This is a genomic window from Paraburkholderia sp. USG1 (assembly GCF_031570135.1).
Lineage (GTDB): Bacteria > Pseudomonadota > Gammaproteobacteria > Burkholderiales > Burkholderiaceae > Paraburkholderia > Paraburkholderia dioscoreae.
Window position 1 is genome coordinate 1 of sequence record NZ_JAMWXW010000049.1, and the last position, 19256, is coordinate 19256.

A 19256-nucleotide genomic window follows, 5' to 3' on the forward strand; every position below is an offset into this window, starting at 1 on the left:
CGTCCAGCAACCGCTACGGCGCAATTCACCCGCGGCATTCCGCTCTCCGCCCACTCCGCGCCGCTGCCGTACTCACGCACAGCCAGCGGCGCCCAGCATCAGATCTGCCCCATGACTTACTGCGCCGCGATATCCGCGCGGCGCCTTCCCAGTACACCGCACCCGTCGACTGGCATGCATCGACAGATCCGCCCGCCGATCGGCCTAAGCCCGCTTGCGCACGGGAGTCTGATGCGACATGCCAGCGGTAAATCGATCAAGCCGCTCGCTCGCGTCTGTGACTGCCCAAAGGGGCGCACTATGCAACTGCTGATCGTAGTTCGTCGCGATCGTCGCAAAAAGCGAGAATCCCGCCTCGTCCAGACTCCACTTGCCGGTCTCACGGCCGATATCGAACACGGACGACACAGTGCATTCTGCCGTACTCAATTGTTCGGCGGTGGCTGAGCCGAAGCCCGACTCAGCCAAGAAGCCGGTCAACAGCATGATTTGTGTGAGTATTTGTGCGTCGGTCATGCTGCCGGCGCCGCGGCGCAAGGCGTCGAGCGCCAGATGGACCCGAAGCGCGAGGTCGTCGGCGGTCCGCCGGGCGATCGGCAACAGCATGGCCTTGGCATGCCGAGCACGTGCAATGCCTGTATTGCGAGATAACGGGATAGGTTGTGCCATGAAGGTCCAATGTTTGCGCCTGTGCAGATGCAATAACGGCGCGGCCCGAAAAAGATTGAGCCCTCGCTATGCATTCAATCGGCGGACCGATTGGACCTCCGTTTGATGGCTGCCTTCGCCACGGTTCTCCCTCGCGAGGACCGGTGCGCTCGTTCCCTCTGCTCGAGTGCGCGATGCCTTTCGCTATTTCCACATGCTGTCGTGCGTCTCATAGACCTGAACCTCGCGTTGTCTGTACGTCGCACCGATGCGGCGAGCAAGCCGCGCGCCCTAATACTGCACCTAAGGCTGTATGCCAGATGCATCGAACGATTCACACATCCATTCGGTAGAGAAAAAACCGCGATCCGCACAAGCAACATCCCAGCCATCCGACGGAACTGCCTCGACATGCAATGCGCAACCCACAACGCCTGCGGCCGCCATCAAATCCCGCCTCACTCGTCATCACCCTTCTCCGTTGGCGAGACGCTTCGCGCCCGCACCCGTCGACGAATCTCCGAATCCAGGATCAGGCGTCCACGCAGTTTTCCCTTCATCCGCTTCACATAGCGCGGCGCTTCGGTCATGTGGATCACCATCAACTCGCGCACTTTCTCCGCGTTGCGCTCACGCGCTGCTTTCGTAATCGCTTTGTGAATCTTGACGTTTGCCTGACCGAACCGCTCATGTTCGGCTTGCGGCGTATCGTTACGAAACTCGATGAGCTGCCGGATCATTTCGTTGATCAACTCGCAACTGAAGCGCAGGAACGGGTTCGGATTCGCTGCCGCGAGGATGTCGTGGAAATTCACGTCTTCCTGACGTTGCCGCACGATGTCCTGCCCGCCATGTGACGAAGCCGGCCGATCGCAACATGCAATGCTCGCGTCGAGCGCCTCGAAGTCCTGCTCCGTCAGATACGGTACGGCCCCGGCCGCGAGTTCCGGCTCCAGCAGTTTGCGCACGGTGTAGATGTCGTCGATCGATACGTCCTTGAAGAATAGATAGTTCTGCAGAAGTTGCAAGGTGCGATCGAGCGGCACCTCCACCACCATGCCGCCGCCGCTCGGGCCGGTGGTCACTTTGATGAGCCCTTGCACTTCGAGCGATTTCAGCGCCTCGCGGATCGTGCTTTTGCTCACCGAAAAGAGTTGCTGCAACTCCACCTCGCGCGGCAGGCGGTCGCCTGGCTTCAGGTCTTTCTCGGTGATGAGCCGCTTGATTTCCTCCGCGACCAGATCGCCGCGTTTCTGCTGCTTGATCTCAATCGCGGCGCCAGCCTTGGCGCGGTCCATGGCCATATTCGATGCTCCCAGTTTGTCCTGCACGATCTTCGTTTGATCCGCCGGCGCCTTCGCAGCACAGAAGGCCGCCTCATGCTGCCAGGAATTTTGCCTTATTGACACTCGAATTTATTGTACCTACGATCGAGTCCAACCTATTTATCATGATAAATAGAACAAAGCCTGTGAGGTGGAAAACTTCACGGCGGCCAGCAAGCTCGAGTACTCGTTCGCGCAGTGTGCGCAGTTTCGTAGTCGGTCAGTGCGTGTCTCTTTCCTAAGGAGCGTCATTTTGAATCGCCGAAATATGTTGAAGCTGGCCGCGTTGTCGGCCGTTCCGGGGGCGTTGGGTTCGCTGGTCGCGCGAAGCGCGTTCGCGCAGGCCGGCACCTTGCAGTTCGCCTGTCCGGTGCCGATGTCCGGTCCGTTCGCGGCAAACGGCAAATACGCCGACCTCGGCATGAAGCTCGCTATCGAGCAGTACGGCAAGGTGTTGGGTCAACCGCTCGCATACACGGTACTCGACACGGAAGGCAAGCCGGCAACCGCAGTGCGCCGTGTGCAGGAAATCGCGCAGCAGAAGAATGCACGCTTCTTTGCGGGCGGTATTCTGTCTTCCGAAGCATTGGCAATGGGCAAGGAAGTGCAGAAAGCCGGCGGCATTTTCATCACCACGGCAGGCGCGGATGAAATCACAGGCAAGGACTGCAACGACGCCACATTCCGCTGGTCGGTGCCGACCTACGGCGCGATCGAGCAGACGGTGCGTCCGCTGATCCAGACGCTGCCCAAGGCAAAGCGCTGGTACACCATCACACCGCAATACGTGTTCGGCGACGGCTTGTTGTCGGCCGCCAAGGCGATCTTCAAAGAGAAGGGTATCGAGCACGTGGGTAACAGCTACCACTCGCTCAATGAGAAAGAGTTCAGCGGCTATCTGACGAACGCAGTTGCCGCAAAGCCCGACGTTCTGCTGATTCTGAACTTTGGCTCGCAGTCGTCCGACACGTTGCGCCAGGCCGTGAGCTTCGGCATGAAGAACAACTGCACGATTCTGATGGCGTGGGCGTCCGGACTCGAGCAATTCGAATCGCTTGGCGCGGACCTTTGCGAAGGCGTGTATTTCGGCGCGCAGTATTGGCACGACATCGATTCGCCGCTCAACCGCGATCTTGTCAAACGCACGAACGCCGCATTCAAGGCGAATCCCAACTACAGCCTCGCGGGCTCCTATATTTGCACGAAGATCCTGCTGGACGGCATTGTGAAAGCGGGCAATGTCGATCCGAAGAAGGTGATCGCAGCACTTGAAGGCATGAAATACGACGGTTTGACTGGCCCGGAGGAGGTCCGCAAAGGGGACCACCAGGTACTGAAGAACTATTATCTGTTGAAGGGCAAGGCGAAGAACAAGATGAAAAACGCCGACGATTACGCGGATATCGTGAGTTCCGGCCAATCGTTCCTGCCGCTCGACAAGACCGGCTGCAAGATGGCTTGACGTCTGCATGCCGCACGCGAGCGCGGCCTGCACATCGCGCACGCACAACGCACACGCCCACGCGGCACTGCAGCGCGATGCTCCTTCGCACCACCCTTTAGACGGACGCCATGAACGTTTATCTTCTGCAGATCGTCAACGGCATCGGAGTGGGGATGCTGTATTTCCTGCTTGCGGTCGGGTTGTCGATCGTGTTCGGCTTGCTGCGCTTCGTGAATTTCGCGCACGGTGCGTTCTATCTGCTCGGCGCGTATTTCTGCTATCAGGCGATGCAATGGTCGATGAGTTTCTGGACCGCGCTCGTGGTAGTGCCGATTGTCGTGGGCGCGCTTGCGTGGGTTGTCGAGAAACTGATTCTGCGGCACGTCTACGCGCAGCAGCATGAGTTCCATATTCTCGTGACCGTCGGTCTCGCGCTTGTGGTGCAGGAATGCGCGATCCTGATCTGGGGGCCGCTAGGCGATAACGTAGCGGTGCCCGACATGCTGAACGGCGTGGTGATCTGGGGCAGCTTCGTGTATCCGAAGTATCGTCTCTTCGTGATCGGCTTCACGGCGGTATTGGCAGCGCTCTTGTGGTGGGTGCTGGAAGGCACGCGGCTAGGCAGCGCGGTGCGCGCGGGCAGTGAATCGACGGAGATGGTCTCGCTGCTCGGTATCAACGTATTGCGTGTTTTCAGCCTCGTATTCGCACTCGGCGCTGCAACGGCCGCGTTGGCGGGCGTGCTTGCCGCGCCGATTCGCGGTGTCGATCCTTTCATGGGCATCGAAGCGCTCAGCGTCGCATTCGTCGTGGTGGTGGTCGGTGGCATGGGTAATTTCCTCGGTGCACTGGTCGGCGGACTGCTGGTGGGGATCGTGCAAAGCGTAATGAGTACCTTGTGGCCGGAAGGCGCGCGACTCATGATCTACGTCGCGATGGCGGCTGTTCTGTTGCTGCGGCCGAACGGTTTGCTCGGGAGGGCGGCATGATCGACACCTCGAAGCCCATCGTGCAAAGCGCTTCTTCTGTAAGGGCCCAGCCGGGCCTGAAGCATTCGCTGCATCGCTATCGCTTCCTGCTGCTTGCGCTGCTAGTGGTGTGCGTATTGCCGCTGACGCTGCGCTCCGGATCGCTGGCCACGGAAGTGTTAGTGTTCGCGCTCGCCGCACTCGGCTGCAATCTGCTGCTCGGCTACACAGGGCTGCTTTCATTCGGGCAGGGCATTTTCTTCGGGCTAGGAAGCTATTGCGCGGGACTGGTTCTCACCAGGACGGCGCTGCCGGTGCCGGCGGCGTTGCTTGCAGCGGCCGTAATCGGCGCGGCGGCTGCGGCGCTCGTCGGCTGGTTTTCGATTCGTCAGCGTGGCACGTACTTCGTCATGCTGACACTCGCGTTCGGGCAACTGTTCTATTTCCTCGCATACACCACGCCCGATCTGACCGGCGGCGACAACGGTTTGCTCGACATTCCGCGCCCGGCGCTTGGACTGTTCGGCAAGACGATCGTGCCCTTGACCTCGCCGTGGCAATACTACGGCTTCGTCGCCGTGCTGTTTCTCGTGGTGTTCTGGCTGCTGATGCGCGTATCGCACTCCGTATTCGGCCGTACGTTGCTGGCGATTCGCGACAACGAGGCACGCGCGGCCGCGGTCGGCTACGACGTCAAACGCTTCAAACTGATGGCGTTCGTGATCTCCGGCGCGGTCACGGGGCTGGCGGGGGCGCTGCATGCGCTGATGACGGGCATCGCGCCGCTCTCCAACATCGACTATCACACGAGCGAGATGATCCTCGTGATGACCGTGATCGGCGGCACAGGCAATCTGTTCGCATCCGTACTGGGCGCCGCGTTCTACGTGCTGTTCGCCGACTGGCTCTCCACGTTGTGGCCGCGCTGGCTGTTGCTGCTCGGCATCGTGCTGATCGCCGTGAGCCTGTTCATGCAGCGCGGGCTGTGGGGATTGGGCGAACGCATCTGGCAATCGCTACGCCGCAGATCGTCTACCGATGCAGACAATGACGCAGACAAGGAGCCCGTATGAGCGAAGCGATTCTGCGAGCCAGTGGCGTTGTAAAGCGCTATGGAAAATTCACGGCACTTGCTGACGTCACGCTGAACATCATGCCGCGCACGGTGCATTCCGTCATCGGCCCCAACGGGGCGGGCAAAACCACGCTGTTTCACGTATTGACGGGCACGCTGCCGATCACCGAAGGCAAGATCGTTTTCGACGGCCACGACGTCACGCATGAGCCGGACCACAAGCGCGTACGACGCGGCGTTGCGCGTTCGTTCCAGGTAACCAGCCTGTTCGCCAACCTGAGCGTACGGGAAAATCTGCGGCTCGCCGCGCAAGGTGTCGACGCGGTGCGCGCGCTGAATGCGTGGGCGCCGCCGCACGGTGCGCTCACTCATTCGGATACCGTCGATAGCGTGCTCGAACGACTGGCTCTGCAGCGTTTCAGCGAAGTATCGGCGGGCGCGCTCTCGCACGGTCAGCAGCGGCGGCTCGAAGTCGGCATGGCACTGGCCGCGCGGCCCAAGGCCATCTTTCTGGACGAGCCGACCTCGGGCATGGGTATCGACGATCTCGACGATATGAAGCAATTGATTCGCGGCCTGCGCGACGATTACACAGTCGTGCTGATCGAACACAACATGGGCATCGTGATGGACATTTCCGACACGATCACCGTCATGCAGCAAGGGCGCGTGCTGGTGGAAGGCCGCCCCGACGACATTCGCGGCGACGAGCGCGTGCGCAGCGCCTATCTCGGCAACATGATCACCGGAGGCCGCGCATGATTCTCGACGTGCAGCAGATTCACGGCTTCTACGGCAAGAGCCACATCCTGCAAGGCGTGTCACTGCAAATCAACGACGGTGAAACAGTGACGCTGTTGGGCCGCAACGGCGCCGGCAAGTCGACCACGCTGAAAGCGATTGCTGGTGTCGTCGCGCCGCAGCGCGGCACGGTCACGTTCAACGGCGCCGCAATCGGCGGCCTGCCGCCGCACAAGATCGCGTCACGAGGTGTCTGTTTCGTGCCGGAGCATCGCGGCATCTTTCGTTTGCTCACGGTCGAAGAGAACTTGCGGCTCGGCGCGCGCAAAGATTCGCCGTGGCAACTCGACGACATCTACCGCATTTTTCCGCGTCTCAAGGAGCGGCGCACGAACGGGGGCGCACAGCTATCCGGCGGCGAACAGCAGATGCTTGCAATCGGCCGCGCGCTGATGAATCACCCGCGTTTGCTGATGCTCGACGAGCCGGTCGAAGGCCTTGCGCCGGTGATCGTCGAAGAGATCGTCGCGCAACTCAAGCTGATCCGCGAGGCGGGCGTGGCGATTCTGCTGGTCGAGCAGAACCTCGAAGTTTGCACGCAACTCGCGGACCGCCACTACATCATCGAACAGGGCGTGATCGTGTATTCCGGCGATAACGCGTCGTTTTCCGCGGACGACTCGATCAAGGACCGTTATCTCGGCGTCGGCGTGGTCTGACGCGTACTCAGTCTTCAATACGAGGAAGCATCGATGCAAGTTCACGAATCAACAACCGTCGCGACGTTTGCCGATCTGCGAGTCGACGGCGCGCGGCTTTGGGACAGTCTCATGCAACTCGCGCGGATCGGCGCTACCGATAAAGGCGGCGTATGCCGGCTCGCGCTCACGGAGTTGGACCGCGAGGCGCGTGACCTCTTTATCGCATGGGCGAAGAAAATCGGCTGCACCGTGCGGATCGACGCGATCGGCAACATCTTCGCGCGCCGCGCCGGGTTGCGCGATGATCTTGCGCCGGTGATGACCGGCAGCCACATCGATACGCAACCCACGGGCGGCAAGTTCGACGGCAATTACGGCGTGCTCGCGGGTCTCGAAGTACTGCGTACGCTTGCCGACGCCAATGTGCGGACGCTGGCGCCGCTGGAAGTCGCGGTGTGGACCAATGAAGAAGGCTCGCGCTTCGTGCCGGTGATGATGGGTTCCGGCGTGTTCGCCGGCGCGTTCACCCTGGAGCATGCGCTCGAACAACGCGACCGCGAAGGGGTATCGGTGCGCGACGCACTGTCCCGGATCGGATATGCGGGCGAGAACGAAAAGCCGCACACGGTCGGCGCCTATTTCGAAGCGCATATCGAACAGGGGCCGGTGCTGGAAGCACACGACAAAACAATCGGCGTGGTGCAAGGCGCGCTCGGCCAACGCTGGTACGACGTGACGGTGCAAGGCATGGAGGCGCACGCGGGCCCGACGCCGATGGAACTGCGCCGCGACGCGCTGCTCATCGCGGCGGATCTGATTCATGCCGTCAATCGCATCGCGCTCGATCACGCGCCTCATGGGCGCGGCACGGTGGGCTGGCTCGACGTGCATCCGAATTCCCGCAACGTGATTCCGGGCCGCGTGACGCTCACCGTCGATCTGCGTGCCGCCGACGATATCACGCTCACGGCAATGGACAGTGCATTGCGCGCCGCATGCTCGCTGGCGGGCGAGAAAGCCGGCATTACCGTGGACGTCGAGCAGGTCGTGTATTTCCCGCCGCAGCCGTTCGCCGCGGAACTGGTCGGCGCCGTGAAGCAGGGCGCCGACACGCTCGGTTTTGCGTCGATGGATGTGATCAGCGGCGCCGGCCACGACGCTGTTTACCTCGCGAGAGTCGCGCCCGCCGCGATGATCTTCGTGCCGTGCAAAGACGGCATCAGCCACAACGAAATCGAAGACGCGCGGGCGGATCATCTTGAAGCCGGTTGCAACGTGCTGCTGCAGGCCATGTTGAACGCCGCGCAGAAAGCGGGGAGTGCGAACGCATGAAAATCCTCATCGCGCGAATGAATCACGAGACCAACACGTTTTCGCCGGTGGCCACGCCGTTGGCCGCGTTCGGGCGCAACGGACCGAGCTATGGAGAAGACGCGTTCGCCGAGAACCAAGGCATGCAGACGGCGATGGCCGCATTCATCGACGCCGCCGAGAAGGAGCATGCCGAAATCGTGACGCCCGTATCGGCGTCGGCAAATCCGAGCGGACCGGTCGAGGCCGCAGCCTACGACGCGATCTGCGAGGCGATCGTGTCGGCCGCGGCAGGTTGCGACGCGGTTATGCTCGATCTGCACGGCGCAATGGTCGCCGAAAATTCAAACGATGGTGAAGGCGACCTGCTCGAACGCGTGCGCGCGTTGTTGCCCGATGCACCGATCGCGGTTGCACTCGATCTGCACGGCAACGTCACGCAAAAGATGATCGACAACGCCGACGTGATCGTCAGCTTCAAGACCTATCCGCACGTGGATATGTACGAGACCGGCGCGCATGCGGCGCGTTTGATGTTCGATCTGGTCCACGGCAAGGCGAAGCCCGTGATCGCGTGGCGCCAGCCGCCGCTGCTCACGCATACGCTGCGCAGCGCGACCGCTGAAGGCGCGATGAAACGCGCCGTGAATGCCGCGCGCGCCGCCGAAGCCGACGGCATGCTCGCGGTGTCGGTGTTGTCCGGTTTTTCGCTGGCCGATATCGCGGCGCCGTGCATCAGCGTGGTGGTGGTCGGCAGCGGCGAGCGCGCCGAGGCCGAAGCGGTGGCGGAGCGCATCGCGCGGCAGATCTGGAATGAGCGCGAAGATTTTGTGTATCGCAGCGCGCCTCTCGCTGACTCCGTTGCGCAGGCCGCGACGCTCGCAGTGAACGCCGAGAAGCCCGTGCTCCTGCTCGATCACGGCGACAACTGCATGTCGGGCGGCACATGCGACACGATGGATCTGCTCGAAGAGGCATTGAAGCAGAAGCTCGATGGCATCGTGAGCGGGCCGTTGTGCGATCCGCAAGCGGTCGCGGCATTGATGGCGGCCGGCGTCGGCAGTACGGTGACGGTGACTATCGGCAACAAGGTTGCGAGCGATGCGCTCAAGCCGCGTCCGCCGCTTGCCGTGACCGGCGTGGTGCGCGCGCTGACCGATGGCGAGTACGTGATCAGCGGGCCGACTTACACCGGCCAGCGTGCCTTCATGGGACGCGCCGCGGTACTCGATACCGGCGCCTTCACGCTGGTGATCACCGAGCGCACGCATGAACCGTGGGATCTCGGCGTGTTCGAGAGCGTCGGTATCGATCCGCGTCGCGCGCGTTTCCTGTTGCTCAAATCGCGCATGTACTGCCGGCCGGTTTTCGTGCCGATCGCCGCGGCGCTGGTGGAATGCGATAGCCGTGGTGTGACGAGTTCCGATTACGGTCTGTTCGCTTTCGCGCACGTGAAGCGGCCGGTTTATCCGCTTGATACGCAGACCGAATGGGCAGTCACGAACTGAATGCCGCGCGCTGCGCTGGCAGAAGTGCCGTTAGGGGCTTGTGCAGAGCCTGCGGGTTCTCTATAATTCGCGCCTCTAAAGGCTCGTAGCTCAGTTGGTTAGAGCACCACCTTGACATGGTGGGGGTCGTTGGTTCGAATCCAATCGAGCCTACCAACGCATCCGTGACGTAGACGAAAGTGGCTCCGCTTTCGTCTACGGTCAGGTTCCCGCATCATCCGGCGCACAGTTTGTCGTGCCGCTGTCCTGTCAGTTTCTCCCCTTCGTATTACCTAGAACCAGACGCAGCGTGACCTGTTTGCCGCGAATGCCTGCGTGCGTCCAACGGTCCCGCGTGTTCCCGCGTCATGTCGTCATTCGCCAATGCGCGGTACAGTTAATCCTTCCGCTTTTGCCACTGAATAGACTGCCGTCCAGCGCGTAACGAAAGCGCCGGCAGCTTGAAAAAGGAAGCTGACGCAATGAAGAAGCTCATCAACGAGGTTTCCGCGGTTGTTCCGGATATGCTCGACGGACTCGCGGCGCTCAATCCCCATCTCTCGCTGTTGCAAGGCAGCACGATCGTCGTGCGCGCGGATGCCGAGGCCGCCGTCGCGCGCGGAGAAGTCGCGCTGATCTCGGGCGGCGGCTCGGGCCACGAACCCGCGCACGGCGGCTATGTCGGCCCCGGCATGCTGAGCGCGGCGGTCGCCGGTGAAGTCTTCACGTCGCCGTCTACCGACGCCGTACTCGACGCGATCCGCGCGGTGGCCGGCGCGGCCGGTGCGCTGCTGATCGTGAAGAACTACACGGGCGACCGCTTCAACTTTGGCCTGGCGGCTGAGATTGCGCGCGCCGAAGGCATACCGACGGAAATGGTGATCGTCGCCGACGACGTCGCACTGACGGCGAGCGGCGATCACGCGGGCCGTCGCGGGCTTGCGGGGACCGTGCTGGTTCACAAGATCGCGGGCGCGGCTGCGGCATCGGGCCGCCCGCTGGCGGAGGTCGCGCAGATCGCACGTGACGTGGCGGCCTCGCTCGGCACGATGGGCGTAGCACTTACCGCATGCACGGTGCCGGCCGCGGGCAAACCGGGTTTCGAACTGGCCGATGGCGAGGTCGAATGGGGTCTCGGCATTCACGGCGAACCCGGTGTGGAGCGTGGCGCGCTGGAGCCCGCCGCCGCGGTCGTCGACAGGCTGCTGGAGAAGATTGTCGGCGACCTGTCGTTGCAGGCCGGCGAGCGGGTGGCGTTGCTGGTGAACAATCTGGGCGGCACGCCGTCGAGCGAATTGAACATTGTGGCCGGCTCCGCGCTGCGTTATCTGGCGGAGCGCGGCATCAAGACAGAGCGCGCGTGGGCCGGCACATTCCTGAGCGCGCTGGAAATGGCGGGCATTTCGCTGTCGCTGCTGCGAGTGGACGATCAACGTCTCGGTTGGCTCGATGCCGCCGCGCAGACCAGTGCGTGGCCGGCGCTTGGCGGACGCATCGCGCCGGCCTCCGTGCGGCCCGCGCCGGCCGAACCGGATCGCGCAAGCGGTGCGACGCTGTCGCATGAAGCGACGCTGCGCCGCGTCATCGAAGCGGTCTGCGCGTGCTTGCTGAAAGCCGAGCCGACGCTGACCGACATGGATCAGCGCGTCGGCGACGGCGATCTCGGCATCAGCCTGTCGCGCGGTGCGCGCGCGATCATTCAGGAGCTCGACGGCTATCCGGCTGAAACGACGCCGGGCGGCGTTTTGCGCAGCATGTCGGCGACGCTGCGGCGCGTGGTCGGCGGCACCTCCGGCCCGCTTTACGCGGTCATGCTGCTGCGCGCCGCGCTCGCGCTCGAACAATCGGGCGGAGCGACGCCGAAGGACTGGGCGGCGGCATTCAGTGCGGGCGTCGAAGGCTTGATGGCGCTAGGCGGTGCGCAACCTGGCGATCGCACGATGGTCGATGCGCTGAAGCCGGCTGCCGATGCATTGCAAGCCGCTCTCGCACGTTCCGATACGCTCGACGCCGCATTGAACGCGGCCGTCGACGCGGCAACCGAAGGCGCCGCGCAAACGGCGTCGATGCATCCGCGGCGCGGGCGTTCGAGTTACGTCGGCGAGCGTGCGCTCGGTCACGCGGATCCGGGCGCGCACGCGGCGGTGCTGTGGCTCGCGGCGATTCGCGAGGCGCTGGCGGAGTAAGCGAGCCGTCGAAAGACGGCTCGCTTCAGCGATCAGGCTCCGCGCGCTTCAGTTCGGATACGGCGCGCTGTTACGGACGAAGCAGATCGAAGCCGGCCAGCGCGACGACCCCGCTCACCACGATCAGCGCTACCGAATGCTGTCCGAAGTAAAGCAGGCCGGCGGCAGACCAGCTCGTCAAAGAAAAAGCGGCGATACGTTTCATGCTTTAAAACCCCAAGGCGACAGCCAGCAATCCGCTGACCACGCCACAGACCGCCACGGCCAGTGCCACCGCCGTCAGCACGCGGCGCGGAAACGAGCGGGAGAGCATGGCCATGGACGGCACGCTAATGAGCGGCAGCGTCATCAGCAAGGCGCCCGCCGGACCGGCGGCCATGCCGAACGAGAGCATGGCCTGGATGATCGGCACTTCGCCCGCGGTCGGAATCACGAACAGCGTGCCGGCGATGGACAGCGCGACGATCCACAGCAGGCTGTTGTCGATATCCGGTCCGACATGCGGAAACAGCCACGTGCGCGCCGCGCCGAGAATCAGCACCAGCACGATGTATTCGGGAATGAGCCGCAGCGTCATCGTGCCGAGAATTTTCACCCAGCGTGTGAACGCAGTGCCGGGCACATCGCTGGTGATCAGTTGCGCCATTGCTTCGCGCGACGCTTCGGCTTCTTTCGGCGTGACCATGCGATTCACCAGATAACCGAGGCCGAATACCATCACGATGCCCAAGGCGAGCCGCAGGCCCATCCACTGCCAGCCGAGCACGAAGCCCATGAAGATCAACGTGGCCGGATTCAAGGCGGTATTGCCGAGCCAGAACGCGATCGCCGCACCCGGCGCCGCCTGACGCGCGCGCAAGCCCGCCACGACCGGCGCGGCGCAGCACGTGCACATCATGCCCGGCAGCGACATCAGGCCGCCTTTCACCACGCTGCTGAAATCGCTCCGGCCGAGCGCACGCGCGACCCATTGCGGCGGAATCAGCGCCTGCACCGCCGAGCCGAGCAGCAGCCCCAGCACCATGGCTTGCCAGATCGCCTTGCCGTAGGCGAGGGCGTAGTCGATGGCGGCCTGCCACGATGCCGCCGGCGCGCTCGCCGACGTCCCCATCAGAATGGATTTGCCGATGGAGTGCTGGCTCGCGGCGACGAATGCGCGGTTGTAGTACGGGAACCATTTCACATAGAAGAGGCCGACGACGGCAATCAGCAGGAACACGATCCAGCCGAGAGCGACACGCGGTTGTCGAAGGGTTGATTGCATGATGGTCTTGAACGTTGGATTTGATCAGATGACAGCGAGCGCGTTGCCGTCGACCTGTGCAAGCAGCGCGCTTGCCTGGTCGACGACATCGGCGCCGTTGGGGCGAAAATTGAACTGCAATGCGCGCGGCAACTGGACGAAATGCTCATGGCTGCTGCGCGCGTACGCCGGATCGTAGTGGCGCTCGATCAATTCGCGCGCGAGTTCGGCGCGCCGGTTGTCGTCGACGAGCTGTTGCCAGCCCGTGACACGTTCCCGGCTGTGCAAACCGATCAGCCTTTGCAGTTGAGCCTTCAGCGACTCCGGATCGTCGAACAGATGCGCGTAGTCGTGCAGCAGGAATGCTGCGCGATCTTCACGGCTCGACAGCACCTCCACGCAGCGGCCCCGATGAAACGTGTCGAGCAGCGCGAGCGGCAACGCAACGGAGCCAATGCGCCGGCTTTCCGCTTCCACGAACACCGGCCGGGCCGGGTTGAAGGTGCGCAGCGCGGTGACGAGCAGCGTGTCGAACCGTTTCTGCGACGGCTGCGGCACGCCGGCCCATGCGCCGAGCAGCGAGCCGCGGTGCGAGGCCAGCGCTTCGAGATCCAGCGTCTGCGCGCCCGCCGCGTTCAACGCCGCGAGCAGGCGTGTCTTGCCGCTGCCGGTCGGACCCACCAGCGCGATGTATGAAAACGTTGCCGGCAAGCTGTCCAGCGTATCGAGCGTGGCCCGCCGATAAGTCTTGTAGCCGCCTTCCAGTTGACGCGCCTGCCAGCCGATCATATTGAACAGCGTGGTCACCGAGCCCGAGCGCTTGCCGCCGCGCCAGCAGTAGATCAGCGGCCGCCAGTTGCGCGGCCGGTCGGCGAAGGTCGTTTCCAGATGGTGCGCGATATTGCGTGCGACGAGCGCCGCGCCGATCCGCGTGGCTTCGAACGGAGACACCTGCTTGTATGTGGTGCCGACCAGCACACGCTCCTCGTTGCTTAGCACGGGCGCATTGAGGGCGCCCGGAATATGGTCTTCCGCGAATTCGAGGGGTGTGCGCACGTCGATGATTTCATCGAAATCACCTGCTTTTTCGAGGCTGACGAGTAGGTTTTTCAAGGAGTTAGGGACGAAACGGGCCGGCGGGGAGGACGAAATTATCTCATGCGCGGTAAATACCGGCTGGCAGAGCGTTCAAGACAGCTTGCGAGACACGCGCCCTGCCGTGTTGCTTTCGCCGTCCGGCTTCCTAGATGACGTCGACGTGGCCTTCCCCGCTAACCATTTCACCGATCACGCACGCCTCGCCGAACCCGTCGGCGCGGAACAGCGCGAGAACCTCGTCGACGGCTTGCGGCGCGCACGAGACCAGCAAGCCACCGGAGGTTTGCGGATCGGTGAGCAAGGTGCGCGCCGTCGCCGGCAATGAGGCGGGCAAACCGATGCTCTTGCCGTAGGCGTCCCAGTTGCGTCCCGACGCGCCGGTGAAAATGCCGGCTTCCGCCAGGTCGACCACATCCGGCAGCCATGGCAGATCCGCATAGCGCACGCGCGCGGTCAGGTGCGAGCCACGCGCCAGTTCCAGCGTGTGGCCGAGCAGGCCGAAGCCGGTGATGTCGGTGAGCGCATGCACGCCGTCGAGCTTCGACAGCTCCGCGCCCGGACGGTTGAGCTTGGTCGTCGCGGCGATCATGGCTGCGTAGCCGGCGGCATCCAGCCGGTCTTTCTTCAGCGCGGCCGAGAGGATGCCGACGCCCAGCGGCTTACCGAGAATCAGCACGTCGCCCGCCTGCGCGCCCGCGTTGCGCTTGACGCGCTTCGGGTCGACCACGCCGATGGCGACGAGGCCGTAGATCGGCTCGACCGAATCGATCGAATGACCGCCGGCGAGCGGAATGCCGGCCTCGGCGCATACGGATTCGCCGCCCTTCAGCACGGCTGCGATCACGTCGTGCGGCAGCACATTGATCGGCATGCCGACAATGGCCAGCGCCATCAGCGGCTTGCCGCCCATCGCGTAGACGTCGGACAGCGCATTGGTCGCGGCGATGCGGCCGAAGTCGAACGGGTCGTCGACGATCGGCATGAAGAAGTCGGTGGTGGCGACGATCGCCTGCTCGTCGTTGAGTCTGTAGACGGCGGCGTCGTCGGCTGTGTCGTTGCCGACCAGCAGATCGGGAAAGAACGGCAATGGTGCACTGCGTTTGAGCAGGTCGGCGAGCAGGCCGGGCGCGATCTTGCAGCCGCAGCCGCCACCGTGCGACAGACTGGTCAGACGGGGCGACGTGCTTGCGGGGACGGAGGTATCTGTCATTGTGGCGGGCATTCCTGGCTACGAATGCACACATTATGAATGCTGTTCGTTCCCGGCGCAGAGCGACCGCGCAGCGAGGTGCTTCGCCAGGCGGCCGCAACCGCCCACGCATTTCCGCGCATGCTGCCCATAAGCGGCAGCCTTGGGGACGAGCATGCCGACGCCGACACGATGACGCAGATCGATTCGCTATTTATTTGTTAGTGCCCGCGCCCGTGCCGTAGAGGCCGTTATCGAAGCCGCCCGCGCCTTGGGCCTTGTGTCCTTGGCCTGCCGTCTTGCCGCGCGACTTCGCCGAACCGCCATCCTTCGTCTGCGGCTTGTTCGATTCGTGAACCATCGACGCGGACGAATCAGGCGCCGATCCCATCGAGGACGTGCGACGTTCCTGCTGTGACGAGCCGCTGCCCTGGGTGATCTGAGCAAAGCTGCCCTGAGTCGACGCGAGCATCGCAACGCCGAATGCAAGTGAGGCGAGACCCGCCGGCGCCCGCCGCTTTACTGCGGTGCAAAAACGGCCTGAGGGTGAAGAATCGAGCAGTGGAGGGGTCATGGTTGCGTGAAGATCCGAAGTAAGGGTTGGTCCATGACTCACCAGCTCAGCAAAAACGATGCCGCGGCTTTTGAAACCGGCTGTGATACTTCATATTTGATCGCATTCGAGCAGGTAGAAGTTCTCGCTGCAGGACTTTATGCCGGCCTCTATAATCATGATCAGTACCCCCAAAAAGAGCCGAGGCCATTCAATGCCCCATATGTCCCGGCGACAATTTCTGAAGGTCTCCGCCACCACGCTAGCCGGATCGAGTCTCGCCCTCATGGGCTTCTCACCGACGCCCGCGTTAGCGGAAGTCCGTCAGTACAAGTTGTCGCGCACAACCGAAACCCGCAATACCTGCCCGTACTGTTCGGTAGGCTGCGGCATCCTGATGTATGGACTTGGCGACAACGCCAAGAACGCGAAGTCCAGCATCATCCACATCGAAGGCGATCCCGACCACCCGGTCAATCGCGGCACGCTGTGCCCGAAGGGCGCGAGCCTGATCGACTTCATTCATAGCCCGAGCCGTCTGAAGTATCCGGAGTACCGCGCGGCCGGCTCGAATGAATGGAAGCGCATTTCGTGGGAAGACGCGCTCGATCGCATCGCGAAATTGATGAAGGAGGACCGCGACGCCAACTTCGTCGAGACAACGCAAGACGGCAAGAAGGTCAACCGCTGGCTGACCACCGGCATGCTCGCGGCATCGGCCGGTAGCAATGAAGTCGGTTATTTGACGCACAAGACTGTCCGCAGTCTTGGCATGCTCGCATTCGACAATCAAGCACGTGTCTGACACGGCCCGACGGTGGCAGGTCTTGCCCCGACGTTTGGCCGTGGAGCGATGACGAACCATTGGGTCGACATCAAGAACGCGGATGTGATTCTCGTAATGGGCGGCAATGCGGCCGAGGCACACCCATGCGGTTTCAAGTGGGTCACTGAAGCCAAAGCGCATCGCAAGGCAAGATTGATCGTGGTCGATCCGCGCTTTACGCGTACGGCATCGGTCGCGGATTATTACGCGCAGATTCGGACCGGCTCGGACATCGTGTTCCTGGGCGGGGTGATCAACTATTTGCTCACCAACGACAAGATCCAGCACGAGTATGTAAAGAACTACACGGACATGCCGTTCATCGTTCGTGAGGACTTCTCGTTTACCGACGGCCTGTATTCCGGCTACAACGCCGACAAGCGAAAGTACGACCAGAGTTCGTGGGACTACGAACGCGGCGACGACGGCTTTGCCAAAATCGATCCGACGTTGCAGCACCCGCGCTGCGTCTATCAGCTGATGAAGCAGCACTACTCGCGCTATACGCCCGAGCAGGTCGAGAAAGCGTGCGGCACGCCGAAGGAAAAATTCCTCAAGGTGTGCGAGATGCTGGCATCCACGGCAGTTCCGGGGCGCGCCGGCACGATCCTGTACGCGCTCGGCTGGACGCATCATTCGATCGGCGCGCAGATCATCCGCACCGGCGCGATGGTGCAATTGCTGCTGGGCAATATCGGCATTGCCGGCGGCGGCATGAACGCGCTGCGCGGTCACTCGAACATTCAGGGTTTGACCGACCTCGGCCTGATGTCGAACCTGTTGCCGGGTTACATGACGCTGCCGCTGGAAGCCGAGCAGGACTTCGACGCCTTCATCAAGAAGCGCGCGAGCCAGCCGCTGCGGCCGAATCAGCTGAGCTACTGGCGCAACTATCGGGCGTTCCATGTCAGCTTCATGAAGTCGTGGTGGGGCGATAACGCGACCGCCGAGAACAACTTCGGTTTCGACTATCTGCCGAAGCTCGACAAGTCGTACGACATGCTGCAGGTCTTCGAGCTGATGAATCAAGGCAAGATGACCGGCTACATCGCGCAAGGCTTCAATCCGCTCGCCGCAGCGCCGAACAAGGCGAAGATCGGCGCGGGTCTGGCCAAGCTGAAGTGGCTCGTCATCATGGATCCGCTCGCCACGGAAACATCCGAGTTCTGGAAGAATTTCGGCGAGTTCAACGACGTCGATCCGGCTTCGATCCAGACCGAGGTGTTCCGTTTGCCGACCACCTGTTTCGCGGAAGAGCGCGGTTCGCTGGTCAGCTCCAGCCGCGTGCTGCAGTGGCACTGGCAGGGCGCGGACGGTCCCGGAGAATCGAGGAGCGATCTGGAGATCATGTCGGGGCTGTGGCTGCGCATTCGCGAGGCTTACAGGAAGAACGGCGGCAAGTATCCCGATCCGATTCTGAACATGAGCTGGCCGTACGCCAACCCGGAGAGCCCCACGCCCGAAGAAATCGCGATGGAGTTCAACGGCAAGGCGCTCGCCGACGTCACCGACGCGACCGACAAAACCAAGGTGCTCGCGAAGAAGGGCGAGCAACTGGCGAGCTTCGCCCAGTTGCGCGACGACGGCAGCACCGCGAGCGGTTGCTGGATTTTCTGTGGCTCGTGGACCCAGGCGGGCAACCAGATGGGCCGCCGCGACAACTCCGACCCGACCGGCATCGGCAACACGCTGAACTGGGCATGGGCGTGGCCCGCGAACCGGCGGATTCTGTACAACCGCGCTTCGTGCGACGTCAGCGGCAAGCCGTTCGATCCGACGCGCAAGCTGATCGCGTGGAACGGCAAGGCGTGGGCGGGAGCGGACGTTCCCGACTTCAAGGTGGACGAACCGCCGGAAAACGGCATGAATCCGTTCATCATGAATCCGGAGGGTGTGGCGCGCTTCTTCTCGCGTGACGGTCTGGTGGAAGGGCCATTCCCCGAGCACTACGAACCGTTTGAGACGCCGATCGGCTACAACCCGCTGCATCCGGACAACAAGCTGGTGGTCAGCAGTCCGGCGGCACGTGTGTTCCCCGACGACCGGGCTGCGTTCGGCACGCACGAGAACTTCCCGCATACCGCGACCACGTATCGTCTGACCGAACACTTTCACTACTGGACCAAGCACGCGCGTCTGAACGCGATCGTGCAGCCGCAACAGTTCGTGGAGATCGGCGAGGATCTGGCGAAGGAAGTGGGCGTGGTGGCCGGCGATCGCGTCAAGGTGTCGTCCAATCGCGGCCACATCATTGCGGTCGCGCTCGTCACCAAGCGGATCAAACCGCTGATGATCGAAGGAAAGAAAGTCCAGACCGTTGGCTTGCCGTTGCATTGGGGCTTCAAGGGACTCACGAAGCCGGGCTATCTCGTCAATACGCTGACCCCCTCCGTGGGCGATGGGAATTCGCAAACACCGGAATTCAAGTCGTTCCTCGTCAAGGTCGAAAAGGCATAAGGAA

17 protein-coding genes and 1 tRNA gene are annotated in these 19256 nt (G+C 62.7%); 11 read left to right on the forward strand and 7 right to left on the reverse strand.

What is annotated here, in order from left to right; translation table 11 throughout:
• Positions 1 to 204: 204 nt before the first annotated feature.
• Positions 205 to 669: a hypothetical protein gene (locus tag NE850_RS37210; protein WP_035516424.1), complete on the reverse strand. Its 465-nt coding sequence runs from the start codon at positions 667 to 669 to the stop codon at positions 205 to 207.
• Between the two features lie 437 nt (positions 670 to 1106).
• Positions 1107 to 1952, reverse strand: a complete 846-nt coding sequence (locus NE850_RS37215; RefSeq protein ID WP_007176155.1) for a FadR/GntR family transcriptional regulator — start codon at positions 1950 to 1952, stop codon at positions 1107 to 1109.
• 274 nt (positions 1953 to 2226) lie between these two features.
• Here NE850_RS37215 and NE850_RS37220 point away from each other — a divergent pair, with 274 nt between their 5' ends.
• The 9 genes from NE850_RS37220 to dhaL all read left to right on the forward strand — a co-directional run bounded on the left by NE850_RS37220 (position 2227) and on the right by dhaL (position 11886).
• Complete coding sequence (locus tag NE850_RS37220) at positions 2227 to 3435, forward strand: ABC transporter substrate-binding protein (RefSeq protein WP_007176156.1); 1209 nt, start codon at positions 2227 to 2229, stop codon at positions 3433 to 3435.
• A gap of 110 nt (positions 3436 to 3545) precedes the next feature.
• Positions 3546 to 4406 carry a branched-chain amino acid ABC transporter permease gene (locus NE850_RS37225; RefSeq protein WP_007176157.1) on the forward strand — a complete coding sequence of 287 codons (861 nt, stop codon included), beginning with the start codon at positions 3546 to 3548 and terminating at the stop codon, positions 4404 to 4406.
• Complete coding sequence (locus NE850_RS37230) at positions 4403 to 5458, forward strand: branched-chain amino acid ABC transporter permease (protein ID WP_165187787.1); 1056 nt, start codon at positions 4403 to 4405, stop codon at positions 5456 to 5458. The genes NE850_RS37225 and NE850_RS37230 overlap by 4 nt, the downstream gene beginning before the upstream one ends.
• Entirely contained in the window at positions 5455 to 6222 is a 768-nt protein-coding gene (locus NE850_RS37235; RefSeq protein ID WP_011490798.1) for an ABC transporter ATP-binding protein, read from the forward strand. Before NE850_RS37230 ends, NE850_RS37235 begins: the two co-directional genes overlap by 4 nt.
• A complete protein-coding gene (locus tag NE850_RS37240; protein ID WP_165187789.1) occupies positions 6219 to 6920 on the forward strand; it encodes an ABC transporter ATP-binding protein in 702 nt (233 codons plus the stop codon). Before NE850_RS37235 ends, NE850_RS37240 begins: the two co-directional genes overlap by 4 nt.
• Before the next feature lie 33 nt (positions 6921 to 6953).
• Positions 6954 to 8234 carry a Zn-dependent hydrolase gene (locus NE850_RS37245; protein WP_310700236.1) on the forward strand — a complete coding sequence of 427 codons (1281 nt, stop codon included), beginning with the start codon at positions 6954 to 6956 and terminating at the stop codon, positions 8232 to 8234.
• The gene (locus NE850_RS37250; protein WP_165187793.1) at positions 8231 to 9721 is read left to right on the forward strand and encodes a M81 family metallopeptidase; all 1491 of its coding nucleotides are present in this window, start codon (positions 8231 to 8233) and stop codon (positions 9719 to 9721) included. Before NE850_RS37245 ends, NE850_RS37250 begins: the two co-directional genes overlap by 4 nt.
• 79 nt (positions 9722 to 9800) lie before the next feature.
• Positions 9801 to 9877 (forward strand) — tRNA-Val (locus tag NE850_RS37255).
• Between the two features lie 305 nt (positions 9878 to 10182).
• Positions 10183 to 11886: a dihydroxyacetone kinase subunit DhaL gene (dhaL, locus tag NE850_RS37260; RefSeq protein ID WP_007176163.1), complete on the forward strand. Its 1704-nt coding sequence runs from the start codon at positions 10183 to 10185 to the stop codon at positions 11884 to 11886.
• Positions 11887 to 11956: 70 nt separating this feature from the next.
• Here the strand turns inward: dhaL and NE850_RS37265 are convergent, their stop codons facing one another.
• The 4 genes from NE850_RS37265 to selD form a co-directional block, all read right to left on the reverse strand.
• Entirely contained in the window at positions 11957 to 12091 is a 135-nt protein-coding gene (locus NE850_RS37265) for a hypothetical protein (protein ID WP_011490803.1), read from the reverse strand.
• A gap of 3 nt (positions 12092 to 12094) precedes the next feature.
• On the reverse strand, positions 12095 to 13150 hold the full coding sequence (locus NE850_RS37270) for a permease (RefSeq protein ID WP_007176164.1): 1056 nt from the start codon (positions 13148 to 13150) through the stop codon (positions 12095 to 12097).
• 24 nt (positions 13151 to 13174) lie between these two features.
• A complete protein-coding gene (gene mnmH / locus NE850_RS37275) occupies positions 13175 to 14242 on the reverse strand; it encodes a tRNA 2-selenouridine(34) synthase MnmH (protein WP_007176165.1) in 1068 nt (355 codons plus the stop codon).
• 130 nt (positions 14243 to 14372) lie between these two features.
• Entirely contained in the window at positions 14373 to 15437 is a 1065-nt protein-coding gene (gene selD, locus NE850_RS37280; protein WP_165187795.1) for a selenide, water dikinase SelD, read from the reverse strand.
• 39 nt (positions 15438 to 15476) lie between these two features.
• On the opposite strand from selD, the gene NE850_RS37285 reads away from it, so the two are divergent.
• Complete coding sequence (locus tag NE850_RS37285; protein WP_232064299.1) at positions 15477 to 15641, forward strand: hypothetical protein; 165 nt, start codon at positions 15477 to 15479, stop codon at positions 15639 to 15641.
• On the opposite strand, the gene NE850_RS37290 is transcribed toward NE850_RS37285, so the two are convergent.
• Positions 15631 to 15888: a hypothetical protein gene (locus NE850_RS37290; RefSeq protein ID WP_007176167.1), complete on the reverse strand. Its 258-nt coding sequence runs from the start codon at positions 15886 to 15888 to the stop codon at positions 15631 to 15633. The genes NE850_RS37285 and NE850_RS37290 overlap by 11 nt on opposite strands.
• Before the next feature lie 295 nt (positions 15889 to 16183).
• Between NE850_RS37290 and fdnG the strand changes: the two genes are divergently transcribed.
• Positions 16184 to 19252: a formate dehydrogenase-N subunit alpha gene (gene fdnG / locus NE850_RS37295; RefSeq protein WP_007176168.1), complete on the forward strand. Its 3069-nt coding sequence runs from the start codon at positions 16184 to 16186 to the stop codon at positions 19250 to 19252.
• Positions 19253 to 19256 lie beyond the last annotated feature (4 nt).